Below are 25,268 nucleotides of genomic sequence, written 5' to 3' on the forward strand. Positions count from 1 at the left end.
GAACACGGCATTGCGCTTCGAGGTACCGACCGGATACCGCCAAGTAGGTGCAGATGAAGGAATCCCGGGTGGTGCGGGTGCACTTGGGTGCGGGGCGTGCCTCGTGCGCCGTCCGCCGGCATCACTCGACGGGGTCCGCCACGGGTAGCTGTAGCCGCGGAATATGACGGTCCGCAAATGGGCCGTCACACATCGCGACAGGAGAGAAGGAACCATGTCGGTCGAGACCGATACGGCGCCCCCGGCGGACACAGCGGAACGGGCGCAGCAGAGCCTCGGGACCGCCGCCGCGCGGAACCTCGCGACCACGACCAAGTCCGTACCCCAGATGCGGGAGATCAGCTCCCGGTGGCTGACCCGCATGCTGCCGTGGGTGAACGTGCCGGGCGGCACGTACCGGGTCAACCGGCGCCTGTCCTGCACGATCGGCGACGGACGGGTCACCTTCGTCAAGACGGGATCGGAGGTCAGGGTCGTCCCGGGGGAGCTGTGCGAACTCCCCTTGCTGCGCGGCTTCTCGGACGGTGACGCGCTCGGTGCGCTGGCCGAGCGGTTCGAGCAGCGGGAGTACGCCCCGGGCCAGGTCGTGGTGACCGCCGGCGGCCCGGCCGACCATGTGTATCTCGTGGCGCACGGCAAGGTGGAGAAGATCGGCGCGGGCCCCTACGGCGGTGAGGCGGTCGTGGGCCTGCTGGCGGACGGGGACACCTTCGGCGGCCATGTCCTCGCCGGGGCGGACGGGGCCTGGGACTTCACGGCGCGCGCCGCGACGGCCACCACGGTGCTGGCGCTGCCGCGCGCCGCGTACGAGGCGGTGGCGGGCCGGCATCAGGACCTGCATGCGCATGTCCTCCAGGCCGGTGCGGACCATCACCGGCCCACCAACCGGTCGGGCGAGGCCGCCATCGCGCTCAGCTCGGGGCATGTCGGCGAGCCGGACCTGCCGGGCACCTTCGTGGACTACGAACTCGCCCCGCGCGAGTACGAGTTGAGCGTCGCGCAGACCGTGCTGCGGGTGCACTCACGCGTGGCGGACCTCTACAGCCAGCCGATGAACCAGACAGAGCAGCAACTCCGACTGACCGTCGAGGCGTTGCGCGAGCGCCAGGAGCACGAGCTGGTCAACAACCGGGACTTCGGGCTGCTGCACAACGCGGAATACGACCAGCGGATCTCCACCCACTCCGGGCCGCCGACCCCGGACGACCTGGACGAGCTGCTGAGCATGCGGCGCGGCACGCGGTTCCTGTTCGCGCATCCGCGGGCGATCTCCGCGTTCGGCCGCGAGTGCAACAAGCGTGGCCTGTACTTCGGCAGCGTCGATCTGGGCGGCCATCATCTGCCGGCGTGGCGCGGGGTGCCGATCCTGCCGTGCGGCAAGATCCCGGTGAGCCAGGCGCGTACATCGACGATCATCGCGATGCGCACCGGCGAGGAGGACCAGGGCGTGATCGGCCTGTTCCAGACCGGGATCCCGGACGAGATCGAGCCGGGCCTGAACGTGCGGTTCATGGGCCTGGGCGAGCAGGCCGTCATCTCCTACCTGGTCAGCACGTACTTCTCGGCAGCGGTGCTGGTGCCGGACGCGCTGGGCCTGCTGGAGAACGTCGAGGTCTCCCGTCCGAGCGGGAGCTGACGCCGGTGTCCGTCATCTCCAGGGCCCTGGCGCCCCCGGCGAGCCGTGAACTGGCCGAGCTGGTGACGTCGTTGCTGTCGGCCCGGGTCACCGCGCCGCTGCGGCTCCCGTCCGCTCCGGCCGGACCGGGCACGTCGGCGGCACGGCCGGTCGCGACCGCTCTGCCCACGCCGCCGCCCGCAGGCGTCGTACGACTGCCGGGGCCCCGTCTGCCGACCGGTCCCGCCGGTCTCGGCACGTCGGCCGCCCGCGCGTTCGCGCCCGGTCCGCCGCCGGAGGCACCGCCCGTCGAACCCGGCGCGCGACTGCACTGTCCGCCCGCCGTCCGTGACGACCCCGCACTCGGCGAGACCGTCAACGAGCGGCTGGTCGAGTGGGCCGAGGAGGTCGGGATCTATCCCGGCCAGCTCGACAAGGTCCACCGGGCGGACTTCGGCCGGCTGATCATGCTGGCGCATCCCGAGTCGGACGATCCCGACCGGCTGCTGGCGGCGGCCAAGTGCGCGCTGGCCGAATGGTCCGTCGACGACCACTACATGGACGGCGAGGTGGAGGTGGCCCGGCCGGAACTGCTCGGGCAGCGCCTCGCGATCGCCCACTCGGTGATCGACCAGGCCCATCTGCCGCTGTCGTACGCCGCTCGGCTGGAGGAGGTCGTCCGGGCCGACCCGGTCATGCGGGCGCTGCGCTCCGGCCTCGACGGCCTCGCCCGGTACGCCACCACCACGCAGGTGCGTCGGCTCCGCCACGAGCTGGCGATCATGTTCGTGGCGTACAACCAGGAGGCCGTCTGGCACACGGGCGAACAGCGGCCGCCGGTCTGGGAGTTCCTGATGCACCGGCACGAGAACAGCTTCGTGCCCTGCATGGTGCTCGTCGACGCGGTCGCCGGATACGAGCTGCCGCAGGGCGAGTTCGCCGATCCCCGCGTGCGCCGGGCGTTCACCATGGCCGGATCGGCGAGCGTCATCGTCAACGACCTGTACTCCATGGGCAAGGAGAGTCCGACGGACTTCAGCCTTCCCCGGCTGATCGCCACCGAGGACGACTGCTCCCTGGAGGAGGCCGTCGACCGCACCGTCGACCTGCACAACGAACTCATGCACACCTTCGAGGCTGAAGCGGCCGCCCTCGCCCTCACCGGCTCCCCCGAGCTGCGCCGCTTCCTGGCCGGCACCTGGGCCTGGCTCGGCGGCAGCCGCGAATGGCACGCCCGTAGCGCCCGCTACTCCACAGCTGCCTGACGCCCTTTCATATCCCCTTACCAGCAAGGAGATCGATCCAGCATGTCCATCACCGAGATGCCCTCGAACACCGCACACCGCGTCCTGCGCACCGCCTACCAGAAGTCCGTCGCCGCCTACTGGAACGCCGAGAAGAACCCCGTCAACCTCCGCCTCGGTGAGGTCGACGACCTGTACCACCACCACTACGGCCTCGGCGAGTACGACCCGTCCGTCCTCGAAGGCCCGGCCGGCACCCGCGAGCAGCGCATGATCGAGGAGATGCACCGGCTGGAGACCTCGCAGGCCGACGTACTCCTCGACCACCTGGGCGAGATCGGCCCCGAGGACCGCCTCCTGGACGCCGGTTCCGGCCGCGGCGGCACCAGCATCATGGCGGGCGCACGCTTCGGCTGCCATGTCGACGGGGTCAGCATCTCCGAGCAACAGGTCGGCTTCGCCAACGACCAGGCCGGCCGGCACGGCGTCGACGACCGGGTGCGCTTCCACTTCCGGAACATGCTCGACACCGGTTTCGACACCGGCTCGCGGCGCGGTATCTGGACGAACGAGACGACGATGTACGTCGATCTCTTCGAGCTGTACGGGGAGTTCGCCCGGCTGCTGGAGTACGGCGGCCGGTATGTGTGCATCACCGGCTGCTCCAACGACGTCCAGGGGCTGCGGTCCAAGGCGGTCAGCAGGATCGACGAGCACTACACCTGCAACATCCACCCGCGCAGTGAGTACTTCCGGGCCCTGGCCGCCAACGGCCTCGTACCGATCGATGTGGTGGACCTGACGCCGGCGACGATCCCGTACTGGGAGTTGCGTGCACAGTCCGAGGTGGCGACGGGGATCGAGGAGTCGTTCCTGACGGCGTACAAGGAGGGCAGCTTCCACTATCTCCTGATCGCAGCCGACCGGATCTGACACAGGCGGCGCGGGGGCAGCGGAAACTCCGTTGCCCCCACTATTTCGCCGCCGTGTCCCGGCCGGTGGCCCACTGGAGGAGGAAGCGCAACGCGTCGTGGGACGGCGAGTCGGCCGGTGCGGTGTAGGCGACCAGGAGCTGGTCGGGGTGGGTGTCGACGGAGAACTGCTGGACGTCGAGGGTGAGGGTACCGGCGACGGGGTGGCAGTAGGTCTTGGTGAGTTGTCGCGCCCCACGCACCTGATGGTCGGCCCACCAGGTGCGGAAGTCCGGGTCACGGGCGTTCAGTTCGTCGGTCAGGGCGGTCAGCGCCGGGTCTTCGGGGTGCCGGCCCGCTTCCATCCGCAGGACGGCGACGCACTCGCGGGCGACGCGCGGCCAGTCCGCGTACAGGGACCGGAAGGCGTCGTCGAGAAACGTCAGCCGGATCAGGTTGCGCTCTGCCGGGGGCAGGGCACCGAAGTCGCCCAGCAGTGCGGTGGCCCCCCGGTTCCAGGCCACCACGTCCATGCCGCGACTCAGCACCAGCGCAGGCACATCGTGCATGGTCTCCAGCAGTTGACGCAGCCGCGGAGCGACCTCCGGCCGACCGGACCGTCGAGCGGGCGTGGCGGGTGCGACATCGGCCAGGGTGAAGAGGTAGCCGCGCTCGTCCGGGGCGAGTTGCAGCGCATCGGCGAGCGCGTCGAGGACGGGGCGGGAGGCCCGGCGGGTGCGTCCCTGCTCCAGCCGGACGATGTAGTCGACGCTGACGTGCGCGAGCTGGGCCAGCTCCTCTCGGCGTAGGCCCGGTACCCGGCGCAGCCGGCCGTCGTCGGGCAGTCCCGCCTGGTGCGGCTGGAGGGCGGCGCGCCGGGAGCGAAGGAATGCGCCCAGTTCGGTGTCGCTGGGAGAGATGCCGGGCTGTTCCATGCTTCCAGTGTGCGCAGGACCGCGATCGCGTGCCTGGTACTGATCTGCATAGGCAGGCCCCTCCCTGGCACGGGCCACCGGGCGGCGCGACGGTGAGGACATGGCTTCGGGGCTCAGGCAGTACCCCCCTTCCCGCCGATGCCCCCGATTTCTCGCGCACCTGGAGAGCACCACCATGAAGACAGACGTCACCTTTCCCAGCGCCGGCCTGCAGCTCGCCGGTCACCTGTACACGCCGGACCGGGCCTCGGCCGACCCGCACCCTGCGATCGTCGTCGGCCACCCGGGCAGCGGTGTGAAGGAGCAGACCGCCGGCCTGTATGCGCGGCGCCTGGCCGAACAGGGCTACGTCACGCTCGCCTTCGACGCCGCCTACCAGGGTGAGAGCGAGGGCGAACCGCGTGGTCTGGAGGACCCGGCCCACCGCGTCGAGGACATCAAGGCCGCGGTGTCGTTCCTCACCACCCGTGACGAGGTGGACCCCGAGCGCATCGGGGCACTGGGCATCTGCGCCTCCGGCGGATATGCCCTTTCGGCCGCCGCGGCCGACCACCGCATCAAGGTCGTCGCCACCGTCAGCGCTGCCGACATCGCCCGCCAGTTCCGTCTGGGCGCCGACGGTGCCCAGGACCCCGCAGTCATCCAGGGCATGCTGGACGTGGCCGCCGCGGCACGCACCGCGGCGGCCCACGGCGAGGAGATCCGGCGCTTCCCGCTCTTCCCGGACACGGCCGAGCAGGCCAGGGCCATGGGCGGCCGGCACGGCTGGGAGGGCTTCGAGTACTACTGCACCGACCGCGCATTCCATCCGCGCTCGCTGAAGTCCCTGCCCTGGATCAGCGTCGACCGGATGGTCTCCTTCGACGCCTTCCGGTTCGTCGGCCTCATCGCGCCGCGCCCGCTGCTGATGATCGTCGGAAGCGAGGCCGTGACCTCGTGGATGAGCATCGAGGCCTTCCAGGTCGCCGGCGGCCCCAAGGAACTGCACTGGATCGACGGCGCCAGCCATGTCGACCTCTACGACAAGGAGCAGTACGTGGGCCCCGCGGTCTCCAGGATGGCCGACTTCTTCGGGGCCCACCTGGCACAGACCCGGTAGGCCGCGCGCAGTACGGTCACCACGCGGGACGCCGGACGCTGGAAGAGGATCACCCCCATGAGCCTGAACGCGGGCGAGGTCGCACGCATCGAGGACGCGGTGCTCACACGCGCCGCGCAGGCGGGCGACGTGACGGCGCTGGGGCTGCTGCTGGAACGGCACCGGGCGGGTATGCGCGCGGTGGCGCTGAGCATCCTGGGACCGGGGCCCGACGTCGACGACGTACTCCAGGACGCCGCCGTGAGCGCGCTGCGGCGCGTGGGTGGCGTCCGGGACCCGGCGGCCGTGGGCGCATGGCTGCGGATGATCGTGCGCAACGCCTGCCGTTCCCTGGTGCGGGGCTCCGTTCCCCTCCAGCCGCTCGACGACCTGCACCTGCCCGCCATGGACTCCGGTCCGGAGCGACTGCTGGAGCAGCACGCGATGCGGGACTGGATCTGGGAGGCCGTCGAGGAGCTGTCCCCGACCCTGCGTCTGCCGCTGGTGCTGCGTCACTTCAGCACCACTGTCACGTCGTACGAGCGGATAGCCGACGTCTGCGCAGTCCCGGTCGGAACCGTCCGCAGCAGACTGAACCAGGCACGGGCCAAGCTCGTGACAGCCCTCGCCGCCAAGGCGGACACCTCGCACGCGGACATCGCGCAACGGACCCGTGCCAGCCGTATCGAGGCGCGCGAGACGCTGGACGCCGCCGAGAGCGGACACTTCGGCAAGCTGCTGACCGAGTGCTGGTCCCCCGAGATCGCGCTCCTTCAGGGGGACGACCGGGTGGGTGGCCACAGCCTGCTGGTGCACGCCATGGACAGCGATGTCGAGGTCGGCGTACGACAGCGTCTCGTCCACGTCGTGGCCGGGCGGTCGCTGGTCATCTGGGAGATGGACATCACCAATCCCGTCGACGCTCCGGAGCACTGCCCGCCCTCGGTGGCCTGGCTGATGACCCTGGACGACGTCGGCCGGGTGCACCGGCTGCGGCTGTTCCACCCCAAGCCCTACCGGGCCACCAGCCCACTGCTTCCCGTGTGACGGTCATCACACGATTCGGGTCGAACTTCGTTCTGTCTCCAGCGTCCTGCCGGTGTCGTCGACATCTGCGGGACAGGAGACCCCATGACCACCACTTCGACCAGTTCAACCAACTCGACCACTTCGACCAATTCATCTGATCCACTGGCCATCGGCACGCACACCGTCGAAATCGACGGAGTCGTGCAGCGCTATCACGTGCACGGCACGGGACCGGTGTGCGTCGCCCATTCCGGCGGACCGGGCATTTTCTGGGAGTACCTGCGCATGCCCGCGCTGGAGCGGCACCTGACGGTCGTCTACCCGGAGCCCATCGGCTCCGGCGCCTCCGGCCGCCTGTCCTCCCACCCCAACGGCTACACGCGGCCCCGCTACAGCCGGTTCCTCGATGCACTGATCGAGCACTTCGGTGTCCCGCAGGTGCACCTTCTGGGGCATTCGCACGGCGGCTTCGTCGCCCAGTACCACGCCCTGCACCGACCCGAGCGCATCGCCGGGGTGATCCTCTACGAGAGCTCGCCGGTGACCGGACCCGAGCACGGCGCCGAGACCATGCGCCAGGTGGAGTCGTTCGCGGCACTCCATGCCGACCACCCCGAACTCCCGGAGATCCTGGCGGCTTTCCAGACGATTCCCACCATCTCCGACGACGCGGCGCAGACGGCCGTCGCAAAGGCGCTGTTCCCCGCGTACTTCGCCGACTACTGGGGCCGGGAGGAGGAGTACGCACTGTTGCGTGCCTCCCTCAAGGCCACCCATATCTCCTGGTTGGACGAGGATCTCGCCCCGACCGTCGTCGACGACCGTGCGGACCTCGGCTCACTCACCGTGCCCGCCCTCGTCGTCGTCGGCCGCCACGACTTCATCTGCGGGGTGCGCTGGGCCGAGGAGTTGCACGGGCTGATCCCCGGATCGGAACTGCTGATCCTGGAGAACAGCGGGCACTTCGGTCACATCGAGGAGCCGGAGGTCTTCGCGCAGGCAGTGGCGCGTTTTGTGAAGGCCCACGGCAACTAGGTCATTTGGTCGAAGCCGGAGCGGGCAGTGCGCCCTAGCTTGTAACTGTCCGGAAGGTTTCCGGCAAAAGAGGAGCAATCACATGAGTACCGTGAAGAACGTCGTGCTCGTCCATGGAGGATTCGTCGACGGCTCCGGCTGGCAGTCGGTGTACCGCATCCTCACCCGCGACGGCTTCAACGTCAGCGTCGTCCAGAACCCGACCCACTCCCTCGAAGGCGACGTGGCGGTCACACACCAGGTCCTCGACGCCCAGGAGGGGCCGTCCGTGCTCGTCGGCCACTCCTACGGAGGCGCCGTGATCACCGAGGCCGGCCGGCACGAAGGAGTGGCCAAGCTCGTCTACATCGCGGCCTTCGCGCCGGACAAGGACGAGTCGGTCAACACCCTGATCTCCGACCCGCCTCCCGGTGCGCCCGTTCCGCCGATCCTGCCGCCCCAGGACGGATTCCTGTTCCTGGACCGGGAGAAGTTCGCCGCGTCGTTCGCGGCCGATGTGCCGCCCGAGGACGCCCGGTTCATGGCCGACTCGCAGGTTCCGTGGGGTGTGGGAGCGCTCGGCGGGACCGTCACGGAGGCCGCCTGGCGTACCAAGCCGAGCTGGTATCTCGTCGCGACCGACGACCGTATGATCCCCCCGCCGGCGCAGCGCTCCATGGCCGAGCGCGCCGGAGCCACCGTGAGCGAGGCCGCCGGAAGCCACGCCATCTACGTCTCCCAGCCGGAAGCGGTGGCCGACCTGATCAAGCAGGCCGCTGCCCACCAGGTCTGATCGTCAGCACCGCAGAACCCGAGCGACAGCCCGCCTCATGCCAGGTGGGCTGTCCGCATCCGCTCCCGAATTCGCTCCGCTCCCGTTCCAGAATTCGCTCCTCGAAGAGAAACAGGTTCATGAGTACCGTCGTTCAGCCGTCCGTCGCCGAACAGTCCGAGGCCGAAGCGCTCTACCAATTCGAGACCGGCGCCCCCGAGACCGTCCGCACCGCGCTGGGAATGCGCGGCACGCGGATCGGTGGCGGAGTGGTGCTGTCGATGCGCAACGACCCCACCCGCTACTGGAGCAAAGCGCTCGGCTTCGGTGTCACCGCCCCCGTCACCGCCGAACTGATCAGGGAAGTCTGCGACTTCTACCGGGCCGAGCAGACTCCGCGGGCCGCTTTCCAGATCGCGCCCGCCTTTCTTCCCGAGGAGTGGCCGGAGATCTGTGAACGGGAGGGCATCGTCGCGGAATCGTCCTTGGTGAAGCTCGTGTGCCCGACCGACGAGGCCGTCGCCCGCGCCGACGCCCTGGACGTGCCTGCCGACGGAATCCGTGTTGCCCGCTTGGAGGCCGGCCGGGCCCTCGAGTGGGGCGCGGTCATGATGCGCGCCTTCGGTGCGCCGGTCGCGCACTACTCGGGGATGGGCGCCGCGTCCGCGACCCGGCCGGGGTGGCATCCGTTCGCCGCCTGGCTGGACGGGCAGATCGTAGGGACCGGAACCATGCTCGTCCGGGGTGAGACGGCGCAGATGTTCGCCGGCGGTGTGCTGCCGCATGCGCGCAAGCGAGGTGGCCAGACGGCCCTGCTGGCGGCCCGGGCCCGGCTGGCGCAGAAGCTCGGGTGTCGGGTGTTGATCGCCGAGACCGGCGCCGAGGACCCCGGGACCCACAACTCCTCCCTGCACAACATGCTCCGCCTCGGCTTCCAGATGGCGTACGAGCGCCGCAACTGGAGTTGGCGCCTCATGGCGTGACGCCGCTCAGCGCGTCGCGCAGTCCGGCACGCGAGGTGACGTTCAACTTCCGGAACACTCCCCGCAGATGGGCGGCCACGGTGCGGGGAGACAGGAAGAGCTGGGCGGCTATCTGCTTGTTGGTCAGTCCTGTGGCCGCCAGCTGTGCCACCTGCCGTTCCTGCGGGGTCAGTTGGGAGGACTGGCCCGCGCCGGGTATCACGGTCCTGGTGAGGATCCCGCTCGCCCGCAGTTCACTCGCGGCTCGCGCACTCCAGGGCGCCGCTCCCAAGCGTTCGAACGTACCGAGCGCGGCCTCCAGGTGTACGCGGGCCGCGACACCCGACTTGGCCCGGCGCAGTCTCTCACCGTAGGCCAGACAGATCCGGGCCCAGTCGAACGGCCAGCGCTCGGCGCCGGGCGTGGCGATGGCCGCTTCGAACAGCTCGTGGTCGATGAAGCCCGCGGTGGCCATGGCCTCGGCGGCATCGGTCAGCATGGCCAGACGTGGGGAGATCGACGGGATGTCGGTCTTTCTGATCCCCTTCACGTGCGCGGCCGCCTCGTCGCGGTGATCGGTCCGAGTCGCGGCTTCAGCGAAATCCAGCAGGAGCCACAGCGCGTGCGGCTGGTACCGCGGCACCTCACCGGGTGCGCCAAGGGCCCTCAACAGGCGGTAGCCGGTGTCGAAGTCCGCGCTGCCGAGCGCCGACAGCGCCCGGATGTGAGCGGCGTAGACACGGAGTGCCCCCAGTCCTCGGGGATTGCCCCAGGAGACGAGGCGGTCCGCGATCTCGCGTGCGGTGGAGCCGTCGCCTCGCGCGGCGGCCAGCATCCCCCGCAGGAAGTGGCCCGACGACGCCGGCAGACGGTAGTTGTACGTCGCGCACCACCCGAGGCCCTCCTCGGTCATCCCCAGCAGGTCGTCCCACTGGCCGCCGGCGTAGGCGTCGTTCGCCAGGAGGAACTGCGCCTGGATCGCCAGGGCCATGGCTCCGCCGTTCCGGCCGTCGTCGATGACACGCCGCAGTGCACTGCGGCAGCCCGACAGGCGGTCGACATAGGCGGCCGAGAGTGCGACACCGAAGACGCGTACGGGGTCGGACTCCTGATGGAGGCCGGAGATCAACTCGTCGAGACGGTCGAGTACGGGCATGGCCGCGTACGCGGGATCGCCGAAGGCACCCAGGATCACCGGCAGCATGCGGTTCGAAGAGGGCGGCCGGCAGCGCCTCACGACGCTGTCGAAGGAGTGCCACAGTTCCGGCCGTCCGCTGAAGAAGCACACCATGAGGAGGCTGTTCAGGGCTTCGCGGAGGATGTTGTCGTCTGTGTCCCCGGGCCGGGCGTGGGTGTCGATGGCGGTGACGAGCAGCCGATGGGCCGTGTCCACGTCGCCCTCGCCGTTGAGGAGTTGACTGGCCGCCGCGGTTGCCGCCGCCAGGGACTCGGTACCGGCCGGATCGGCGCGGCCGGCATTCTCGAGCAGAGCGCGTACGTTGCCGAGATCGCCGGTGATGTTGGCGCCGAGACAGGCCGCTTCAGCCAGCCGTCTGCCCTTGGCCTCCCCTGTGCTGCTCAGCTCGGAGGCGCGCAGCAGGGTGGAGATGGCGCCGACGGCGTCGCCGCGGTGCAGGGTGCTGTAGGCCACCTCGTGCAGAAGCGCGGCCACTTGGTCGTCGGGGCCGATGGCGGCGTCGGCGAGGTGGCGGGCCCGGCGTTCGGACCCTTCGGGGAGTTCCCCGGCGAGCGTCAGGTGTCCCCACCGGCGCTCGGCGCTGGTCGACAGATCCATGACCGCGGAACGGGTGAGCGGGTGCCGGAAGACCAGCCGGCCCGTAAGGCTGTCGACCTGCACGAGTCCGGCCCGCTCGGCGGGGCACAGCCCGCGCAGCCCGTCCGGGTCGGCCGCGGCCCGCTGGAGGATGTGCAGATCGCCCGAGCCGTCCAGGACGGCGAGCAGCAGCAGTCTCCGGGTGGCGTCCGGGAGCGCCTCGACCCGGGAGGAGAAGATCCTCTTGAGGCGCTCGGTCAACGGCAGTACGGCCGGCAGCGTTCCGCGCTCCGTCTGCTGTGCGTCATTGAGCGGGACGGGCAGCTCCAGCAGCGCCAGGGGGTTTCCCCGGGCTTCGGCGACCAGCCGCCGGCGGACCCTGGCCGCCATGGCGGGGAACCGCTCGCTCACCAACTCGTGCGCCGATACGTCGTCCAGGGGCTGAACCTCGTGTGCGGCCGTCCCGGTGCTGCTCAGGAAGGACTCGTCGCCGGTCCGGGACGCGGCGAGCAGGGCGAGGGAGCCGGTGTGAACGGAGCGGGCGACGGTGGCCAGGACCGCGGCGCTGGGTCGGTCCAGCCACGTCACGTCATCGACGATGAGCGCAATGGGACTGCTCGCGCCGGCCGCCCGGGTCAGCAGGCCTTGCACAGCGTTCGCGATCACGAGCAGTTCGGTGGGCTGCCCTTCGGACAACCCCCGGACTGCCTGGAGGGTTTCCGCCTGCCGGGACGGCAGAGCCGGGATCTCCCCGGCCAGCGGCTGCAGGATCTGGTTCAGTGCCGAGAAGCTGACACCTTCCTCGAACTGCGAGCCGACGACACGCAGTACCCGGAAGCCGGCCTCGGACGCACGCAGCGCCGCGGCCTCCAGCAGCGCGCTTTTGCCCACCCCGGCCTCTCCGGTCAGCAGCAGCGCGCTTCCGCGCGTCACGGCCGAGCCGAAGAGGCCGTCGACGACCGCCAGTTCCGCTGATCGACCGACGAGACGACCGGCGGCTCTCCCATGGGAGTCGTCGGCGCTCTTGTCGTTGCCCTTCGGGTCAGGCGGTATCGGGGATGACATGAAGCCTCCCAAGTGAGTGTCCTGCTTCACGTAGGTGGTTCACCCAAGGCGTGCTGCTGCTTCACCGGCGGCACGCTGCGCGGCGATCCGGTCGACGCGGACCGTCTCACCGTTCTCGACGACGGCCTCACCCGCGACCCAGACGTCGCTGACCGCGCGAGAGCCGGCCGCCCACATCAGATTGGCGAGCAACTGGCTGTCCGCGACATCCAGACCTGCCGCGAAGTGAGGGCCGTCCACGGAGATATGAATCATGTCCGCCCAGTTTCCGGTGCGAAGAGATCCGATGTCCGTCCTGCCCAAAGCCGCCGCTCCGCCCGAAGTCGCCATGAGGAAGGCGTCCTGGGCCGTGAGGGCCAACGGGTCGCCTGTGGAAAGGCGGCAGAACATCATGGCAAGCCGCGCCTCCTCCCACAGGTCGAGATCGTCGTTGCTCGCAGGTCCGTCGGTACCGAGACCGACGGGAACGGACGCGGCGCGAAGCGCCCCGAGGGAGGCCGTTCCGGAGGCGAGTTTGGCGTTCGAGCCCGGACAGTGCGCGACACCGGCCCCTGACTCCGCGAGCAACTGGATGTCGCTGTCGGAGAGATGCACGGCATGGGCCGCGAGCAGCCGACCGTCGAGGAGGCCGCTGGTACGCAGCAGTTGAGGCACCGACCCGTGTCGCTCGCGCTGTGCGACGTCCTCGTCCAGGGTCTCCGCGACGTGGATGTGCACCAGGGCCCCGCGTTGCGCGGCCTCCTCCGCGGTTGCGTAGAGGGCCTCGGGCGGCAGGGTGTAGGCGGAGTGCGGCCCGTAGCAGAGTTCGATGCGATCGCCCGGCCCGAAGCGCAGGCCGTCCGCGTCCATCCACTTCCCTATCGCCGCGAGGTCACCGCGCCAGTCCCCTCCGGGCCGGTCGAAGTAGGCGGGTGCGACGAGGACACGGCTTCCCGCCCGGAGCGCCGCGTCGACCACGTGTTCAGCGTGTGCGTACATCTCGGCGCTGGTGGTCACGCCGTAGCCGAGCATCTCGACGCATCCCAGCAGCATCCCCGCTTGGGCATCCTGCGGCCGCATGCGTGCCTCGGCCGGCCAGATGACGTCCTGGAGCCACGCCATCAACGGCAGGTCCCCGCCGAGTCCCCGCAGCAGGGTCATCGGAGAGTGCGCGTGGGTGTTGACCAGGCCGGGAGCGAGTATGCCGGACAGGGAGCTGCGCGGGATGTCGTCCGGGATCGAAGGGGCGGTGGCAGCCGGGCCGCAGTAGGTGATGCGCCCGTCGGGTCCGACGTCGACCACGGCATCACGCAGTACGGAACAGGCGGGGTCGGCCGGCAGAACCACCGGCGCGACGAAGCGTCGTGTCATAGACATGGATGGAATCACCCCGCCGTCGGAGGCGAGGGAAGACCCCATTGCGAGAAGTCCAACTCGCCATTGCCGCTCTTCGTCAGGACGTCCTTCTTGCCGGAGGTCCAGGCGATGGCGATCTTCTCACCGCTCGCTATTTCGATGGTGCCCTTCACACGGTCCTGGCTCTTGTCGACGCACTTGAGCAGGATCGACTGCTCCTGCTGAAGAAGGCCCTCGCATGCCTGGCGCTTCTTGCCGTCCGTGCTCTGAAAGGCGAGCATGACCTTCTTGCCCTGAATGATCATGGCCGTCCGGTCGACATCGGAGTCGCCGAGCCAGCCGCCGTCAAGGGTGGTGCTCGACGGTGCGGCAGCGCTCGGAGACTCCGCGATCGTGCTCGTCGTCGGCGTCGACGACTTGGTGGCTGACGCGTCGTCGGCAGAGTCGTCGCTCGTGCAGCCGGTCAGCAGAACAGTGCAGAGACCGGCGGTGGCGATGCTGAACTTCGCAAGGTCACGCATTCCTTGCAGCCCCCTTCATGGACATTCCGTCGTGGGTTTCTGATGCGGCGAAGGCGTGGGTGGCCGTGGGGTCGCTCTCGCTGATCCCGAAGCGCTGGTGGAATCTGCGCAGAGGTCCCGGGGCGTACCAGGCCGAGCGGCCCAGCAGACACATCGCGGCCGGCAGCAGCACTCCGCGTACGGCGATGGCGTCGATGAGGATGGCCAGCCCGCTTCCCAGGCCGAACATCTGCATGAAGCTGACCTTCGCCGTGGCGAAGGCGAAGAATCCGACGGCGAGCAGACAGGCCGCGGCGCTCACGATCCTTCCGGTGTGCCCGAGGCCGTGGACGACGGCGGTCTCGGTGTTCTCACCGGCGTCGTGGAGTTCCTTGATCCTGCTGGTGACGAACACCTCGTAGTCCATGGACAGACCGAAGGCGATGCAGAAGAGCAGGACCGTCATGGAGGTGTCCATGGGCTGGGGGGTGAATCCCAGTACGGAGCTGAGATGGCCGTCCTGGAAGATCCAGGTCATGGCGCCGATCGCCGCGGCGAGGCTGATCATGTTCAACACCAGCGCGCGGAGCGGCTGGACGATGCTTCCCGTGAACAGGAAGAGCAGGATGAAGGTGGTGACGGCGACGAGGCCGGCGGCGAAGGGGAGGCGGCTCGCGATCGAGTCCTTGGCGTCGAGCAGTTCGGCGTCCCCGCCTCCCACCAGGACCTCCTCGGAGCCGGCGGGTGCCTTGGCCTCGCGGACCAGTTGGACGAGAGACTGGGCGCCGTCCGACTTGGGCGGTGCGGAGCCGATGATGCTGAGGCGCTGCGCGTCGCGGCCGTCCAGGGCTTCGTTCGCCGGGCCGGGGGCCTGCGCGCTTCCCTGTTGATAGGTGCCGGTCGACGCCTCGACCCGTACGACCCCGTTGAGGAGCGCCAGTTGCTGCGCGTAGGCGTCCACGGTCTCGTAGTCCATGGACCCGCGGGCGACGACCTGGACGGCCGCCTCGTCATCTCCCTGGAAGTCGGCCTGAAGTGCCGTGGACACCTGTCGGCTCGGCGCGTCCTCGGGGAGGACCCGTTCGTCGGGGGTGCCGAACGTGACGCCCATCAGCGGGGCCGCGGCGAGTAGAAGCACCGCCAGGACCGGTACGGCGGTCAGCACCGGCCGGCGCATCACATTCCCGGCCAGTCGGCCCCAGAACGGTGCCCGCCGGCGATGGCGGTCGGCCTTGGGCCAGGGGAGCCTGCCGCTGTTGATGCGATGCCCCAACAGCATGAGCAGGGCAGGCATCACGAACAGGGTGCCGATGGCGGCGATGACCACGACGCCCACGCCGGCATAGGCGAAGGAGCGCAGGAAGTACTGCGGAAAGACGAGCAGTGCGGTGAGCGCGACGGCGACCGTACCCGCCGAGAACACGACCGTACGTCCGGCGGTGTGCACGGTCGAACGAACCGCGTCGGCGACGCTCATGCCGTCGGCCAGCTGTTCCCGGAAGCGGCTGATCATCAACAGCGCGTAGTCGATGCCGAGCCCCAGCCCGAGGGCCGTGGTCAGGTTGATCGCAAAGACCGACACGTCGGTGACGCTGCCCAGGAGGGAGAGTTCCGCGAAGGTCCCGGCGACCGCCACCGTGCCGATGGCGAGCGGCAGCAAGGCCGCGACCACACCCCCGAACACCACGAGCAGGAGCAGCAGCGTCACGGGGACGGCGATGATCTCCGCAAGGAGGAGGTCCTTCAGAACCTGCTCCGACAGCTCGGCGCCCACCGCGGTACCGCCGCCGGCCCGCACGGTGAGTCCCTCGTACCGGCCCGTGTACGCGTCGATGATGTCGTGTGCGTGCTCTTCACGCGTGGACTCGTCGCCCTTCACATGGGCGAGGACCATGGCCGAACGGCCGTCACGGGCCAGCAGGGAGTCACTGCGCGTGTCCCAGTACGAGACGACGTTGCTGAGCTCCGGTTCCTTGCGCAGTTCGGCCACCAGTTGCTCGCCGTCCTGCTCGACCGCCGAGTCGGTGACACGCTGGGCGCCGCCGCCGACCAGCAGCACCAGGTTCGCTTCTCCCCCGAATTCCTCATCGATGACCTCACTCGCACGTGTCGACTGCGAGTCCGGGTCATCGAAACCACCGCCCACCAGTTTCCCGAAAGCGCCCACACCCACGACGCTCATCGCAGCAACGAGGACGGCAGCTACTGCAAGCACAACTCTGGGCCGCCGGACCGTAAGGCCCGCAACGCGGTCGAACATGCCTTTCCTTTCGACTCGTTCGGAGATCGACGTACTCTTTTTCTGTGTCTGTGCATCGCCGAGCGCAGACAAGACGGATGACGGACCTCAGAGTTCGATCCGGAAGATGTGACCTCGATCACGCCCTCTCGGGCGGATGGGACGACCTGTGTCTTCGAGGAGCCAAGCGCTCACCCTCTCCTCGGCGAGTGCCTGGGACGAGGTCTTCACCGGCCTCCACGGCGCGAGCCGGATCAAGGTGCCGGATCGGCACGCTCCATGGGCCGGACGCCTGGAATGGCAGCAGTCGAAGACGTACGGACTCGCCCTGTGCTCCGGCGGTGAGGAAGAGGTCGACAGGGACACCCGGCACATCCGGTCCGACCCCCGGGGCACCTACGAACTCCTCGTACCGCTGGCCGGGACGGCCCGGGTGGAGCAGGGGGCGTCGTCCGGCGAGATCGGGCCCGGCAGCATGGTGCTGTGCGACATCGACCGCCCGCTGACGTTCGCGCACGGTGACGATCTCCTGAGCATCTCCTTCATGGTGTCCGGCGAGAACGTCGCCGCACGCAGTCCGCTCGCGGCCACGGGGCCGCACCTGCTCGGCGGTGTCCGCGGACTGGGCCGAATCATCCGGGAGTTGACGACGACGCTGCACGAGGAGCGCGAGCAGCTCTCCGAAACCGGCTTCGACATGGCGTGCGACCGGCTGCTGGACCTGGTCTGTCTGGCCGCGGAGGGCGCCGGCGACACCGCGCCCACAGGCCAACGGGCCACGGTCGAGGCCGCGATCCGCCGCTACGTCCGCCGGCACGCCTGCGACAGAGATCTGGACGTCGTCGGTATCGCGCGGGCGCTCGGCTGGTCGGTTCGCTATGTCCAGCAGGTGTTGCAGGCGGCCGACACCACCGCACGCGATCTCATCCGCCGCGAACGGCTGGACGTCGCCCGAACCCGGCTGGTCAGCGCGGGTTGGGCCACGTATTCGATCGCCGAGATCGCCCATTCCTGCGGCTTCGGCAGTCACGCCTCGTTCGCCACGGCGTTCCGGGCGGAGTTCGGCATGACGCCTCGCGAAGCCCGGCAGGGCATCAGCCGTCGGAAGAGCTGAAGTACCGCCGTGGATTGTCGACCAGCATGGTGGTCAGCTGCGCCTCGGTGACGCCGGCCCGGCGCAGCGCCGGGAGTACCTCGTCGTGCAGGTGGGTGTGATGCCAGTTCGGCGCGATCTGCTCCCGTACGCCGGGCGGGAACCAGTCGATGTGGCACGACGCGTCGTGCGACAGGACCATGCGTTCGGCGAAACCTTCGCCCGCGAGCGTCGCGACGGTCGCCACCCGCTGGTCGGAGGGCAGGAGGATGTCGAGGCCGAAGCGGTCCATGCCGACGTACGAGCCGTTGTCGATGAGCTCGTGCAGATAGTCCAGGTCGGCGGTGTCACCGCTGTGGCCGATGACGACCGCGCCGAGGTCCACGCCTTCGCTGCGCAGGACGTTCTGCGCGACGAGTCCCGTACGGGAGCCTGCGCTGGTGTGCACCGTGATCGGGGCACCGGTGCGCAGATGTGCCTGGGCCACCGCTCGCATCACCCGCTCGACGCCCGGGGTGAGTTCGTCCTCGATCGCGCACTTCAGGAACGCGGCCCTGATGCCGGTGTCGGCGATGCCCTGGGTGAGTTCGCGGACGAACAGGTCTGTCATGGCTTCGGGGCCGCCGAGCAGCGTTCCCGGCCCGTGGTAGCGGAAGTAGTCGGGGACGTCGGCCAGCGTGTAAAGGCCCGTGGCGGCAACGATGTTGAGGTCCACTTGTTCGTTCACCAGGGCCACGCGCGCGACGTTGCGGCCGAGTCCGATGACCGTGGGGTCGACGATGGTGGTGACGCCGGTCGCCGCAAGTGCCTTGAGCCGGGTGACGGCGTCGCTGATGCGCTCCTGTTCGTCCCAGGTCTCCGGAAGGCTCTGCCGGAGTTCCTCGCTGAGCACGAAGACGTGCTCGTGCATCAGTACGGTGCCGAGGTCATCAACTGCCACAGGGCCGCGGACAGTCTGAACCTGCGGGGTGGACGTCATAGGGATCCTTCAGTGCCGTGGGGTGAGGTGCGGTCTCGCGGCTCGGTGAACCTGTGCAGGACTCTGCCAAGCCCACGGCACCGACGTCTTTCGCGTCGGCGCGCAGTTCTTTCGCCTGGACGTGACGACGGCGAGGGGGTCTTGAGTCCCCCTCGCCATCGCCGGGCACCGTGCTGTCGGCACGCCCGGGCCGCTACTCGGGCCAGTCGGAGTTCTTGATGACCTCCACGAAGTCGCCGCGTACGAATCCGGGGCTGAAGTGGGCCAGCACATCCGCCTTGACGTTGCCGAAGGTCGTCTCGGGGCGGTCCTTGATGCCCTCGGTGAAAGCGGCGAGGATCCGGTTCTTGAAGTCCGGGCGGGGGTGGGCCGCGACGACGGCCGCGCGCTGTTCGTCGGAGACGGCGTGGTAGCCGATTCCCAGGACGTCCAGCTCCACGCCACGGGTCACCAGGGCCACTTCGGGCGCCATGTGCAGGGGGATCTCCGGGGTGGTGTGCAGGGCGATGGCCGTCCAGACCCGGTCGGCCGGCTCATCGGCGATGCCGTGGGCCTGCAGGAAGCGGCGGGCCTCGTCGGCACCGTCGATCTCGAAACGCCGGTCGGTGCGGCCGAAGCGCTCCGTCAGCCCCAGGTCGTGGAACATCGCGCCGACGTAGAGCAGCTCGGGGTCGAAGTCCAGCTTCTGCTCCCCGCCGCGCAGCGCCCCGAACAGGAACACCCGCCGGGAGTGGTCGAACAGCAGCGGCGAGGCGACGTCCCGTACCAGCTCCGTCGCCGCTCGCGTCAGTGTGCTGTCCGGGATCCGCACGCCTGCAATCGATTCGCCCATGATGACGGCCTTCCTGTCCTTGCTCGATCGGTTCTCCTTCAGCGTCGTCCGGTGCCCTATCCTGGGGCCATGTCCCTGCGGCCATCCATCCCACACATTCAGACATGACGCATCGGGTTGCGTTCCTGGCGTTCGACGATGTGACCCTGCTCGACGTCAGCGGCCCCTTGGAGGTGCTGCACCAGGCGGGACGGCTCGGCCACCCCTACACACCGGTGCTGGTCTCCCCATGCGGCGGCGACGTCACGACCTCCTCGGGCCTGGCGCTGGCCCGGACGACGACTCCTGCCGAGGCCGGGCCGGTCGACACCCTCGTGGTCGCCGGAGCCGACCGGCTGGCCGAGCAGTCACCGGAGGCGGAGCTGCTGGCCGCGGCCGCCATCCTCGCCGAGCGGGCGCGACGCGTCGCCTCCGTCTGCACCGGCGCTTTCGTCCTCGCCGAGCTGGGCCTGCTCGACGGGCGCAGGGCGACCACACACTGGCGGCATGCCAAGACGCTCGCCCATCGCTACCCCGCAGTGCAGGTCGAACCGGACGCCCTCCACATCCGCGACGGGCGGTACGTCACCTCCGCCGGCATCAGCGCGGGCATCGATCTGGCCCTTGCGCTGGTCGAGGACGACCACGGAGCGGACGCGGCCCGGGAGGCCGCCCGCGAACTGGTCGTCTTCATGCAGCGCCCGGGCGGACAGTCGCAGTTCTCCACGGCGCTGGCGACCCCGCCGGCCCGCAGCGACCTGCTGGGCTCGGTGACCGCGTCGGTGCTCGCCGACCCGGCCGCGGACCACAGCCTGCCCGCGATGGCCGCATCCGCCGCCGTCAGCACGCGGCATCTGACCCGGCTGTTCCGGACGGAACTGCACACCACGCCCGCCCGCTGGGTCGAACGCGTCCGTCTCGACCGGGCGCAGCAACTCCTGCTCGACGGGCACAGCGTGACCTCGGCAGCCCATCGCAGCGGGCTCGGCAGCGACGAGACCCTCCGCCGCGCCTTCGCCCGCCACCTGGGCACCACCCCGACCGTGTACCGCAGACGCTTCGCCACCACGCGTCCACACGACTCCCCGGCGTGATGCCGTCGCCGACCGGCGGTCAGACCGTGGACAGGTCGATCGCCCGGTCGACGTCCTGCGGCTTCAGCACTCGCAGGATTCCTTCCAACAGGTAGTAGTCGGCGTACGGAAGGGAGATCTCGATCCCGTCCTCAGCAGGCCGGTTGCGCGTGCACCGGGCCACGACCGCCTCCGCACGGGCCGAGTTCTTCGTCAGACAGGTCTCCGACAACGCGGTGAGCAGCCGCAGCGCCACCGCGTGGTACGCATCGCTGCCGGTGGCCGTGGCGAGGTCGAGCAGACCGCACGCCATGATCGCGCCGGCCGATGCGTCCTTGATGTCGTACGGCTGTTGCGGAGCGCGGTAGTCCCACACGGGAACGTCGTCCGGGCTCAGGGATCGCACCGCGAAGTCCGCGAGTCTGCGCGCGGTGGCCAGGAACTCCGGGTTCCCGGTACGTCGGTACATCGTGGTGAACCCGTAGAGCCCCCACGCCTGTCCGCGCGACCAGCAGGACGTCGGGCTGTACCCCTGCACGGTGTTCGGGCCGATCGGCGCGCCACTGGCCGGGTCGAAGTCGTAGACGTGCGGGGTCGATCCGTCCGGGCGCAGGAAGACCCGCTGAGCGGTCTTGGCGTGCTCCACGGCGATGTTCAAGTACTTCGCGTCGCCGGTCTGCCGGCTCGCGAAGGCCAGCAGGTCGAGGTTCATCATCGTGTCGATGATGACGCGGCCCGCGTTGTTCTGATCGGTCAGTGCGCCCCAGGCTCTGATGAAGCGGCCGCGCGGGTTGTACCGCTGGATCAGGGAGTCGGCCGCCCGTACGGCGCCCGTCCGCCATTTGTCGTCGCCCGTCAGCCGCCAGGCGGTGACCCATGACGGGTAGAAGAGGAACCCGAGGTCATGCGTGCCGGTGTCGTACTGGCGCGGGGCCAGCTTCTGCGCGGATGCCAGTGCCCAGGTGCGGAAGGCGTCGTCCTTGCTGTGGAGCCAGGCCATCCACAGCGCGCCCGGCCAGAACCCGCCCACCCAGTCGCCGTTCTGCGAGTGGACCCACTTCTCGAACTTCGTGCCGACGGGGAAGGCGGTCACGGTCGGGGCCACGGCACGGAGCTTCTGGACGGCGTAGTCGGCCGCAGTGCTGAGGGATTTCAGGCTCGGTGCCGGTGTCGGACCCGTGGCTGCGTCCGCGGCCGCGGCCGGTGTCGAGGAGGCGTACACCGCTGCGGCACCGGCCGCCGTAGCCAGCACAGTGCGACGGGAAACACTCATACCGATCACTCCAACTGGTCAACGGGGGAAAGGAGTTGCTTGAGCCTTGCATGACAGAAGCCGCCATGTACACCCACGTGAGCGATGTTCATCACCATGAACGGGACAAGAGACCGCCCCCCGCGCAGGTGTCTTTGCGCGAGGGGCGACGGGTTGCGGTGACGACGTGCGGCGGCAGGCGGCTCAGGCGAGTTCCACGAGCAGATCTCCGCCCTCGACCTGCTGGATGCGGTTGATGGCCAGTCGCGTCACCCTGCCGGACTTCGCGGCGGTGATCGACGCCTCCATCTTCATCGCCTCGATGGTGGCCACCGTGGCACCGGCCGCCACCTCGTCCCCCTCGGCGACGGTGAGGGTCACCACGCCGGCGAACGGCGCCGCGACATGACCGGGGTTCGCCCGGTCGGCCTTCTCGGTGGCGGGGACGTCCGAGGCGGCCGCCCGGTCGCGGACCTGGATCGGCCGCAACTGGCCGTTCAGGGACGACATCACGGTGCGCATACCGCGCTCGTCCGCGTCACCGACGGCCTGCAACTCGATCAGCAGCCGCACACCGCGTTCGAGGTCGACGGCGTACTCCTTGCCCGGGCGCGGCCCGTAGAAGAAGTCCTTGCTGTCCAGCACGCTGGTGTCGCCGTAGGCGTCACGGTGGGTCTCGAACTCGCGCGCCGGTCCAGGGAACAGCAGCCGGTTGAGTGTCGTCCGCCGGTCCTTCGCCAGCCCCTCACGGTCGTCGGCGCTCAGCTCCCGCATCGGCTTGGCCTCGGCGCGGCCCCGCAGCGCCTTGGTGCGGAACGGCTCGGGCCAGCCGCCGGGCGGGGTGCCCAACTCGCCGCGCAGGAAGCCGATGACGGAGTCGGGGATGTCGAACCGGTCCGGCTCGTCCTCGAAGTCGGCCGGGGACACGCCGGCACCCACCAGGTGCAGCGCCAGGTCGCCGACCACCTTCGAGGAGGGGGTGACCTTCACCAGTCGGCCGAGCATCCGGTCGGCGGCGGCGTACATCGCCTCGATCTCCTCGAAGCGGTCGCCCAGGCCCAGCGCGACCGCCTGGGTGCGCAGGTTGGAGAGCTGCCCGCCGGGGATCTCATGGTGGTAGACACGGCCGGTCGGCGCGGCGAGGCCCGCCTCGAAGGGCGCGTAGACCTTGCGGACGCTCTCCCAGTACGGCTCGAGGTCGCCGACCGCCTGGAGGTCCAGGCCGGTGGGCCGCTCGGAGTGGTCGGTCGCGGCCACGATCGCGGTCAGCGAAGGCTGCGAGGTCGTCCCGGCCATGGACGCCACCGCCCCGTCCACGGCGTCCGCGCCGGCCTGCACGGCGGCGAGGTAGGTGGCGAGCTGGCCGCCCGCGGTGTCGTGGGTGTGGATGTGGACCGGCAGGTCGAACTCCCGGCGCAGGGCCGACACCAGCTTCGCCGCGGCCGGTGCCCGCAGCAGACCGGCCATGTCCTTGACGGCGAGCACATGGGCGCCCGCGTCCACGATCTGCTCGGCCAGCCGCAGGTAGTAGTCCAGGGTGTAGAGCTGCTCGGACGGATCGGACAGGTCGGAGGTGTAGCACAGGGCCACCTCCGCGACGGCCGTCCCGGTCTGCCGTACGGCGTCGATGGCGGGCCGCATCTGGTCGACGTCGTTGAGGGCGTCGAAAATGCGGAAGATGTCGATGCCGGTGGCCGCCGCCTCCTGCACGAACGCGTCGGTCACCTCGGTGGGATACGGCGTGTAGCCCACGGTGTTGCGGCCGCGCAGCAGCATCTGGAGGCAGATGTTCGGGACGGCCTCCCGCAGCGCCGCCAGGCGCTCCCACGGGTCCTCGGCGAGGAAGCGCAGGGCGACGTCGTAGGTGGCGCCGCCCCAGCACTCCAGGGACAGCAGCTGGGGCAGGGTGCGGGCCACCACCGGGGCGACGGCGAGCAGGTCCTTGGTGCGCACCCGGGTGGCGAGCAGCGACTGGTGGGCGTCACGGAACGTGGTGTCGGTGACGCCGATGGTCGGCGAGGCGCGCAGCCGGCTCGCGAAGCCCTCGGGGCCGAGTTCGGCGAGCCGCTGCCGGGACCCGGCGGGCGGCTCACCGGCCGGCAGCGCGGGCAGCTTGGTCAACGGGTCGATCAGGGCGGGCCGTTCGCCGTGCGGCTTGTTGACGGTGACATCGGCGAGGTAGGTGAGCAGTTTCGTGCCGCGGTCGGCGGAGTGGCGGGCGGTGAGCAGGTGCGGGCGCTGCTCGATGAACGATGTGGTGACCCGGCCGGCCTGGAAGTCGGGGTCGTCCAGCACGGCTTGCAGGAAGGGGATGTTGGTGGCCACGCCGCGGATGCGGAACTCGGCGACCGCACGCCGGGCACGGCCCACCGCGGTGCTGAAGTCCCGGCCCCGGCAGGTGAGTTTCACCAGCATGGAGTCGAAGTGGGCGCTGATCTCCGTACCGGCGTGGGTGGTTCCGCCGTCGAGGCGGATGCCCGAGCCGCCCGGCGAGCGGTAGGCGCTGATCCTCCCGGTGTCCGGGCGGAAGCCGTTGGCCGGGTCCTCGGTGGTGATACGGCACTGGAGCGCGGCGCCGTGCAGCGTGACGGTCTCCTGGGCGAGGCCGAGGTCGGCGAGCGTCTCGCCGGCGGCGATGCGCAGCTGCGCCTGCACCAGGTCGACGTCGGTGACCTCTTCGGTCACGGTGTGCTCGACCTGGATGCGCGGGTTCATCTCGATGAAGACGTGGTTGCCTTCGCGGTCGAGCAGGAACTCCACGGTGCCGGCGTTGCGGTAGCCGATCTGGCGGGCGAAGCGCACAGCGTCGGCGCAGATGCGGTCGCGCAGCTCCGGGTCGAGGTTCGGTGCCGGCGCCAGCTCGATCACCTTCTGGTGCCGGCGCTGCACGGAGCAGTCCCGCTCGAACAGGTGGATGACGTTGCCCTGTCCGTCGGCGAGGATCTGCACCTCGATGTGGCGGGGCTCGACGACGGCCTTCTCCAGGAAGACCGTGGAGTCGCCGAACGCGGACGCCGCCTCACGTGATGCCGCCTCGATGGCCTCCCGCAGCTGGGCGGGCTCCTCGACGCGGCGCATACCGCGCCCGCCGCCGCCCGCGACGGCCTTGACGAAGACGGGGAAGCCGACGCCCTCGGCGGCGTGGACGAGTTCGTCCACGTCGGTGGAGGGCGCCGAGGAACCCAGCACCGGCACGCCGGCCTCCCGAGCGGCCGCCACCGCGCGGGCCTTGTTGCCGGTCAGCTCCAGGATGTCCGCGCTCGGTCCGACGAACGTGATGCCCGCCTCTTCGCACGCCTTGGCCAGGTCGGGGTTCTCGGACAGGAATCCGTACCCCGGGTAGACGGCGTCCGCTCCCGCACGGCGTGCCGCGCGGACGATCTCCTCCACGGACAGATAGGCCCGCACCGGGTGCCCGGGCTGCCCGATCTCGTAGGCCTCGTCGGCCTTGAGCCGGTGCAGGGAGTTGCGGTCCTCGTGCGGGAAGACGGCGACGGTGCGCGCACCCAGCTCATAGCCCGCCCGGAACGCACGAATCGCGATCTCGCCGCGGTTGGCTACCAGCACCTTGCGGAACATCCTTGATC

Annotated in this window: 19 protein-coding genes; 10 read left to right on the forward strand and 9 right to left on the reverse strand. The window is 69.8% G+C overall.

Annotation, left to right across the window (positions count from 1 at the left end):
* The first annotated feature begins 214 nt into the window (after nt 1-214).
* Genes ACIHFB_RS03515 through ACIHFB_RS03525 form a run of 3 tightly spaced genes read left to right on the forward strand, consistent with a single transcriptional unit; the run spans nt 215 to nt 3,792 of the window.
* Nucleotides 215-1,636, forward strand: coding sequence for a family 2B encapsulin nanocompartment shell protein (locus ACIHFB_RS03515; RefSeq protein ID WP_365269392.1), 1,422 nt, complete (start codon nt 215-217; stop codon nt 1,634-1,636).
* Between the two features lie 5 nt (nt 1,637-1,641).
* The gene (locus tag ACIHFB_RS03520) at nt 1,642-2,880 is read left to right on the forward strand and encodes a family 2 encapsulin nanocompartment cargo protein terpene cyclase (protein WP_365269395.1); all 1,239 of its coding nucleotides are present in this window, start codon (nt 1,642-1,644) and stop codon (nt 2,878-2,880) included.
* Between the two features lie 42 nt (nt 2,881-2,922).
* Nucleotides 2,923-3,792, forward strand: coding sequence for a geranyl diphosphate 2-C-methyltransferase (locus ACIHFB_RS03525; protein WP_365269397.1), 870 nt, complete (start codon nt 2,923-2,925; stop codon nt 3,790-3,792).
* A 40-nt stretch (nt 3,793-3,832) separates the two neighbouring features.
* Here the strand turns inward: ACIHFB_RS03525 and ACIHFB_RS03530 are convergent, their stop codons facing one another.
* The gene (locus tag ACIHFB_RS03530; RefSeq protein ID WP_400125039.1) at nt 3,833-4,705 is read right to left on the reverse strand and encodes a helix-turn-helix transcriptional regulator; all 873 of its coding nucleotides are present in this window, start codon (nt 4,703-4,705) and stop codon (nt 3,833-3,835) included.
* Between the two features lie 175 nt (nt 4,706-4,880).
* Here ACIHFB_RS03530 and ACIHFB_RS03535 point away from each other — a divergent pair, with 175 nt between their 5' ends.
* The 5 genes from ACIHFB_RS03535 to ACIHFB_RS03555 all read left to right on the forward strand — a co-directional run bounded on the left by ACIHFB_RS03535 (nt 4,881) and on the right by ACIHFB_RS03555 (nt 9,581).
* Nucleotides 4,881-5,804 carry an alpha/beta hydrolase gene (locus ACIHFB_RS03535; protein WP_400125040.1) on the forward strand — a complete coding sequence of 308 codons (924 nt, stop codon included), beginning with the start codon at nt 4,881-4,883 and terminating at the stop codon, nt 5,802-5,804.
* A gap of 57 nt (nt 5,805-5,861) precedes the next feature.
* Nucleotides 5,862-6,830 (forward strand): RNA polymerase sigma factor, encoded by a 969-nt coding sequence (locus ACIHFB_RS03540; RefSeq protein WP_400125041.1) that lies wholly within the window; start codon nt 5,862-5,864, stop codon nt 6,828-6,830.
* Between the two features lie 84 nt (nt 6,831-6,914).
* Nucleotides 6,915-7,847 (forward strand): alpha/beta fold hydrolase, encoded by a 933-nt coding sequence (locus ACIHFB_RS03545; RefSeq protein ID WP_400125042.1) that lies wholly within the window; start codon nt 6,915-6,917, stop codon nt 7,845-7,847.
* Between the two features lie 82 nt (nt 7,848-7,929).
* Nucleotides 7,930-8,619 carry an alpha/beta hydrolase gene (locus tag ACIHFB_RS03550; RefSeq protein ID WP_365269412.1) on the forward strand — a complete coding sequence of 230 codons (690 nt, stop codon included), beginning with the start codon at nt 7,930-7,932 and terminating at the stop codon, nt 8,617-8,619.
* Between the two features lie 119 nt (nt 8,620-8,738).
* Complete coding sequence (locus ACIHFB_RS03555; protein ID WP_400125043.1) at nt 8,739-9,581, forward strand: GNAT family N-acetyltransferase; 843 nt, start codon at nt 8,739-8,741, stop codon at nt 9,579-9,581.
* Here the strand turns inward: ACIHFB_RS03555 and ACIHFB_RS03560 are convergent.
* Genes ACIHFB_RS03560 through ACIHFB_RS03575 form a run of 4 tightly spaced genes read right to left on the reverse strand, consistent with a single transcriptional unit; the run spans nt 9,571 to nt 16,494 of the window.
* The gene (locus tag ACIHFB_RS03560) at nt 9,571-12,399 is read right to left on the reverse strand and encodes an ATP-binding protein (RefSeq protein ID WP_400125044.1); all 2,829 of its coding nucleotides are present in this window, start codon (nt 12,397-12,399) and stop codon (nt 9,571-9,573) included. The genes ACIHFB_RS03555 and ACIHFB_RS03560 overlap by 11 nt on opposite strands.
* A 39-nt stretch (nt 12,400-12,438) precedes the next feature.
* On the reverse strand, nt 12,439-13,755 hold the full coding sequence (locus tag ACIHFB_RS03565; RefSeq protein ID WP_400125045.1) for an amidohydrolase family protein: 1,317 nt from the start codon (nt 13,753-13,755) through the stop codon (nt 12,439-12,441).
* An 8-nt stretch (nt 13,756-13,763) separates the two neighbouring features.
* On the reverse strand, nt 13,764-14,255 hold the full coding sequence (locus ACIHFB_RS03570) for a hypothetical protein (RefSeq protein ID WP_400125046.1): 492 nt from the start codon (nt 14,253-14,255) through the stop codon (nt 13,764-13,766).
* Entirely contained in the window at nt 14,248-16,494 is a 2,247-nt protein-coding gene (locus ACIHFB_RS03575) for an MMPL family transporter (RefSeq protein WP_400125047.1), read from the reverse strand. The genes ACIHFB_RS03570 and ACIHFB_RS03575 overlap by 8 nt, the downstream gene beginning before the upstream one ends.
* Before the next feature lie 148 nt (nt 16,495-16,642).
* On the opposite strand from ACIHFB_RS03575, the gene ACIHFB_RS03580 reads away from it, so the two are divergent.
* The gene (locus ACIHFB_RS03580) at nt 16,643-17,587 is read left to right on the forward strand and encodes an AraC family transcriptional regulator (RefSeq protein WP_400125048.1); all 945 of its coding nucleotides are present in this window, start codon (nt 16,643-16,645) and stop codon (nt 17,585-17,587) included.
* Here ACIHFB_RS03580 and ACIHFB_RS03585 read toward each other — a convergent pair.
* Together ACIHFB_RS03585 and ACIHFB_RS03590 are read right to left on the reverse strand one after the other, a co-directional pair.
* The gene (locus tag ACIHFB_RS03585) at nt 17,568-18,506 is read right to left on the reverse strand and encodes a phosphotriesterase (protein ID WP_400125049.1); all 939 of its coding nucleotides are present in this window, start codon (nt 18,504-18,506) and stop codon (nt 17,568-17,570) included. The genes ACIHFB_RS03580 and ACIHFB_RS03585 overlap by 20 nt on opposite strands.
* A 232-nt stretch (nt 18,507-18,738) precedes the next feature.
* Nucleotides 18,739-19,377 carry an HD domain-containing protein gene (locus ACIHFB_RS03590; protein WP_400125050.1) on the reverse strand — a complete coding sequence of 213 codons (639 nt, stop codon included), beginning with the start codon at nt 19,375-19,377 and terminating at the stop codon, nt 18,739-18,741.
* Nucleotides 19,378-19,481: 104 nt separating this feature from the next.
* Between ACIHFB_RS03590 and ACIHFB_RS03595 the strand changes: the two genes are divergently transcribed.
* Nucleotides 19,482-20,450 carry a GlxA family transcriptional regulator gene (locus ACIHFB_RS03595; protein WP_400125051.1) on the forward strand — a complete coding sequence of 323 codons (969 nt, stop codon included), beginning with the start codon at nt 19,482-19,484 and terminating at the stop codon, nt 20,448-20,450.
* A 19-nt stretch (nt 20,451-20,469) separates the two neighbouring features.
* On the opposite strand, the gene ACIHFB_RS03600 is transcribed toward ACIHFB_RS03595, so the two are convergent.
* Complete coding sequence (locus tag ACIHFB_RS03600) at nt 20,470-21,702, reverse strand: glycoside hydrolase family 88 protein (protein WP_400125052.1); 1,233 nt, start codon at nt 21,700-21,702, stop codon at nt 20,470-20,472.
* Nucleotides 21,703-21,885: 183 nt separating this feature from the next.
* The gene (locus ACIHFB_RS03605; protein WP_400125053.1) at nt 21,886-25,260 is read right to left on the reverse strand and encodes a pyruvate carboxylase; all 3,375 of its coding nucleotides are present in this window, start codon (nt 25,258-25,260) and stop codon (nt 21,886-21,888) included.
* Nucleotides 25,261-25,268: the final 8 nt, after the last annotated feature.

The sequence above is a fragment of the Streptomyces sp. NPDC051963 genome (assembly GCF_044593495.1).
GTDB lineage: Bacteria > Actinomycetota > Actinomycetes > Streptomycetales > Streptomycetaceae > Streptomyces.

Bases quoted from the DNA above. Each gene is read 5' to 3' on its own strand.
- ACIHFB_RS03515 (WP_365269392.1), top strand. From the start codon at position 215: ATGTCGGTCGAGACCGATACGGCGCCCCCGGCGGACACAGCGGAACGG.
- ACIHFB_RS03525 (WP_365269397.1), top strand. From the start codon at position 2,923: ATGTCCATCACCGAGATGCCCTCGAACACCGCACACCGCGTCCTGCGC.
- ACIHFB_RS03530 (WP_400125039.1), bottom strand. From the start codon at position 4,705: ATGGAACAGCCCGGCATCTCTCCCAGCGACACCGAACTGGGCGCATTC.
- ACIHFB_RS03535 (WP_400125040.1), top strand. From the start codon at position 4,881: ATGAAGACAGACGTCACCTTTCCCAGCGCCGGCCTGCAGCTCGCCGGT.
- ACIHFB_RS03540 (WP_400125041.1), top strand. From the start codon at position 5,862: ATGAGCCTGAACGCGGGCGAGGTCGCACGCATCGAGGACGCGGTGCTC.
- ACIHFB_RS03545 (WP_400125042.1), top strand. From the start codon at position 6,915: ATGACCACCACTTCGACCAGTTCAACCAACTCGACCACTTCGACCAAT.
- ACIHFB_RS03550 (WP_365269412.1), top strand. From the start codon at position 7,930: ATGAGTACCGTGAAGAACGTCGTGCTCGTCCATGGAGGATTCGTCGAC.
- ACIHFB_RS03555 (WP_400125043.1), top strand. From the start codon at position 8,739: ATGAGTACCGTCGTTCAGCCGTCCGTCGCCGAACAGTCCGAGGCCGAA.
- ACIHFB_RS03560 (WP_400125044.1), bottom strand. From the start codon at position 12,399: ATGTCATCCCCGATACCGCCTGACCCGAAGGGCAACGACAAGAGCGCC.
- ACIHFB_RS03565 (WP_400125045.1), bottom strand. From the start codon at position 13,755: ATGTCTATGACACGACGCTTCGTCGCGCCGGTGGTTCTGCCGGCCGAC.
- ACIHFB_RS03570 (WP_400125046.1), bottom strand. From the start codon at position 14,255: ATGCGTGACCTTGCGAAGTTCAGCATCGCCACCGCCGGTCTCTGCACT.
- ACIHFB_RS03575 (WP_400125047.1), bottom strand. From the start codon at position 16,494: ATGTTCGACCGCGTTGCGGGCCTTACGGTCCGGCGGCCCAGAGTTGTG.
- ACIHFB_RS03590 (WP_400125050.1), bottom strand. From the start codon at position 19,377: ATGGGCGAATCGATTGCAGGCGTGCGGATCCCGGACAGCACACTGACG.
- ACIHFB_RS03595 (WP_400125051.1), top strand. From the start codon at position 19,482: ATGACGCATCGGGTTGCGTTCCTGGCGTTCGACGATGTGACCCTGCTC.
- ACIHFB_RS03600 (WP_400125052.1), bottom strand. From the start codon at position 21,702: ATGAGTGTTTCCCGTCGCACTGTGCTGGCTACGGCGGCCGGTGCCGCA.
- ACIHFB_RS03605 (WP_400125053.1), bottom strand. From the start codon at position 25,260: ATGTTCCGCAAGGTGCTGGTAGCCAACCGCGGCGAGATCGCGATTCGT.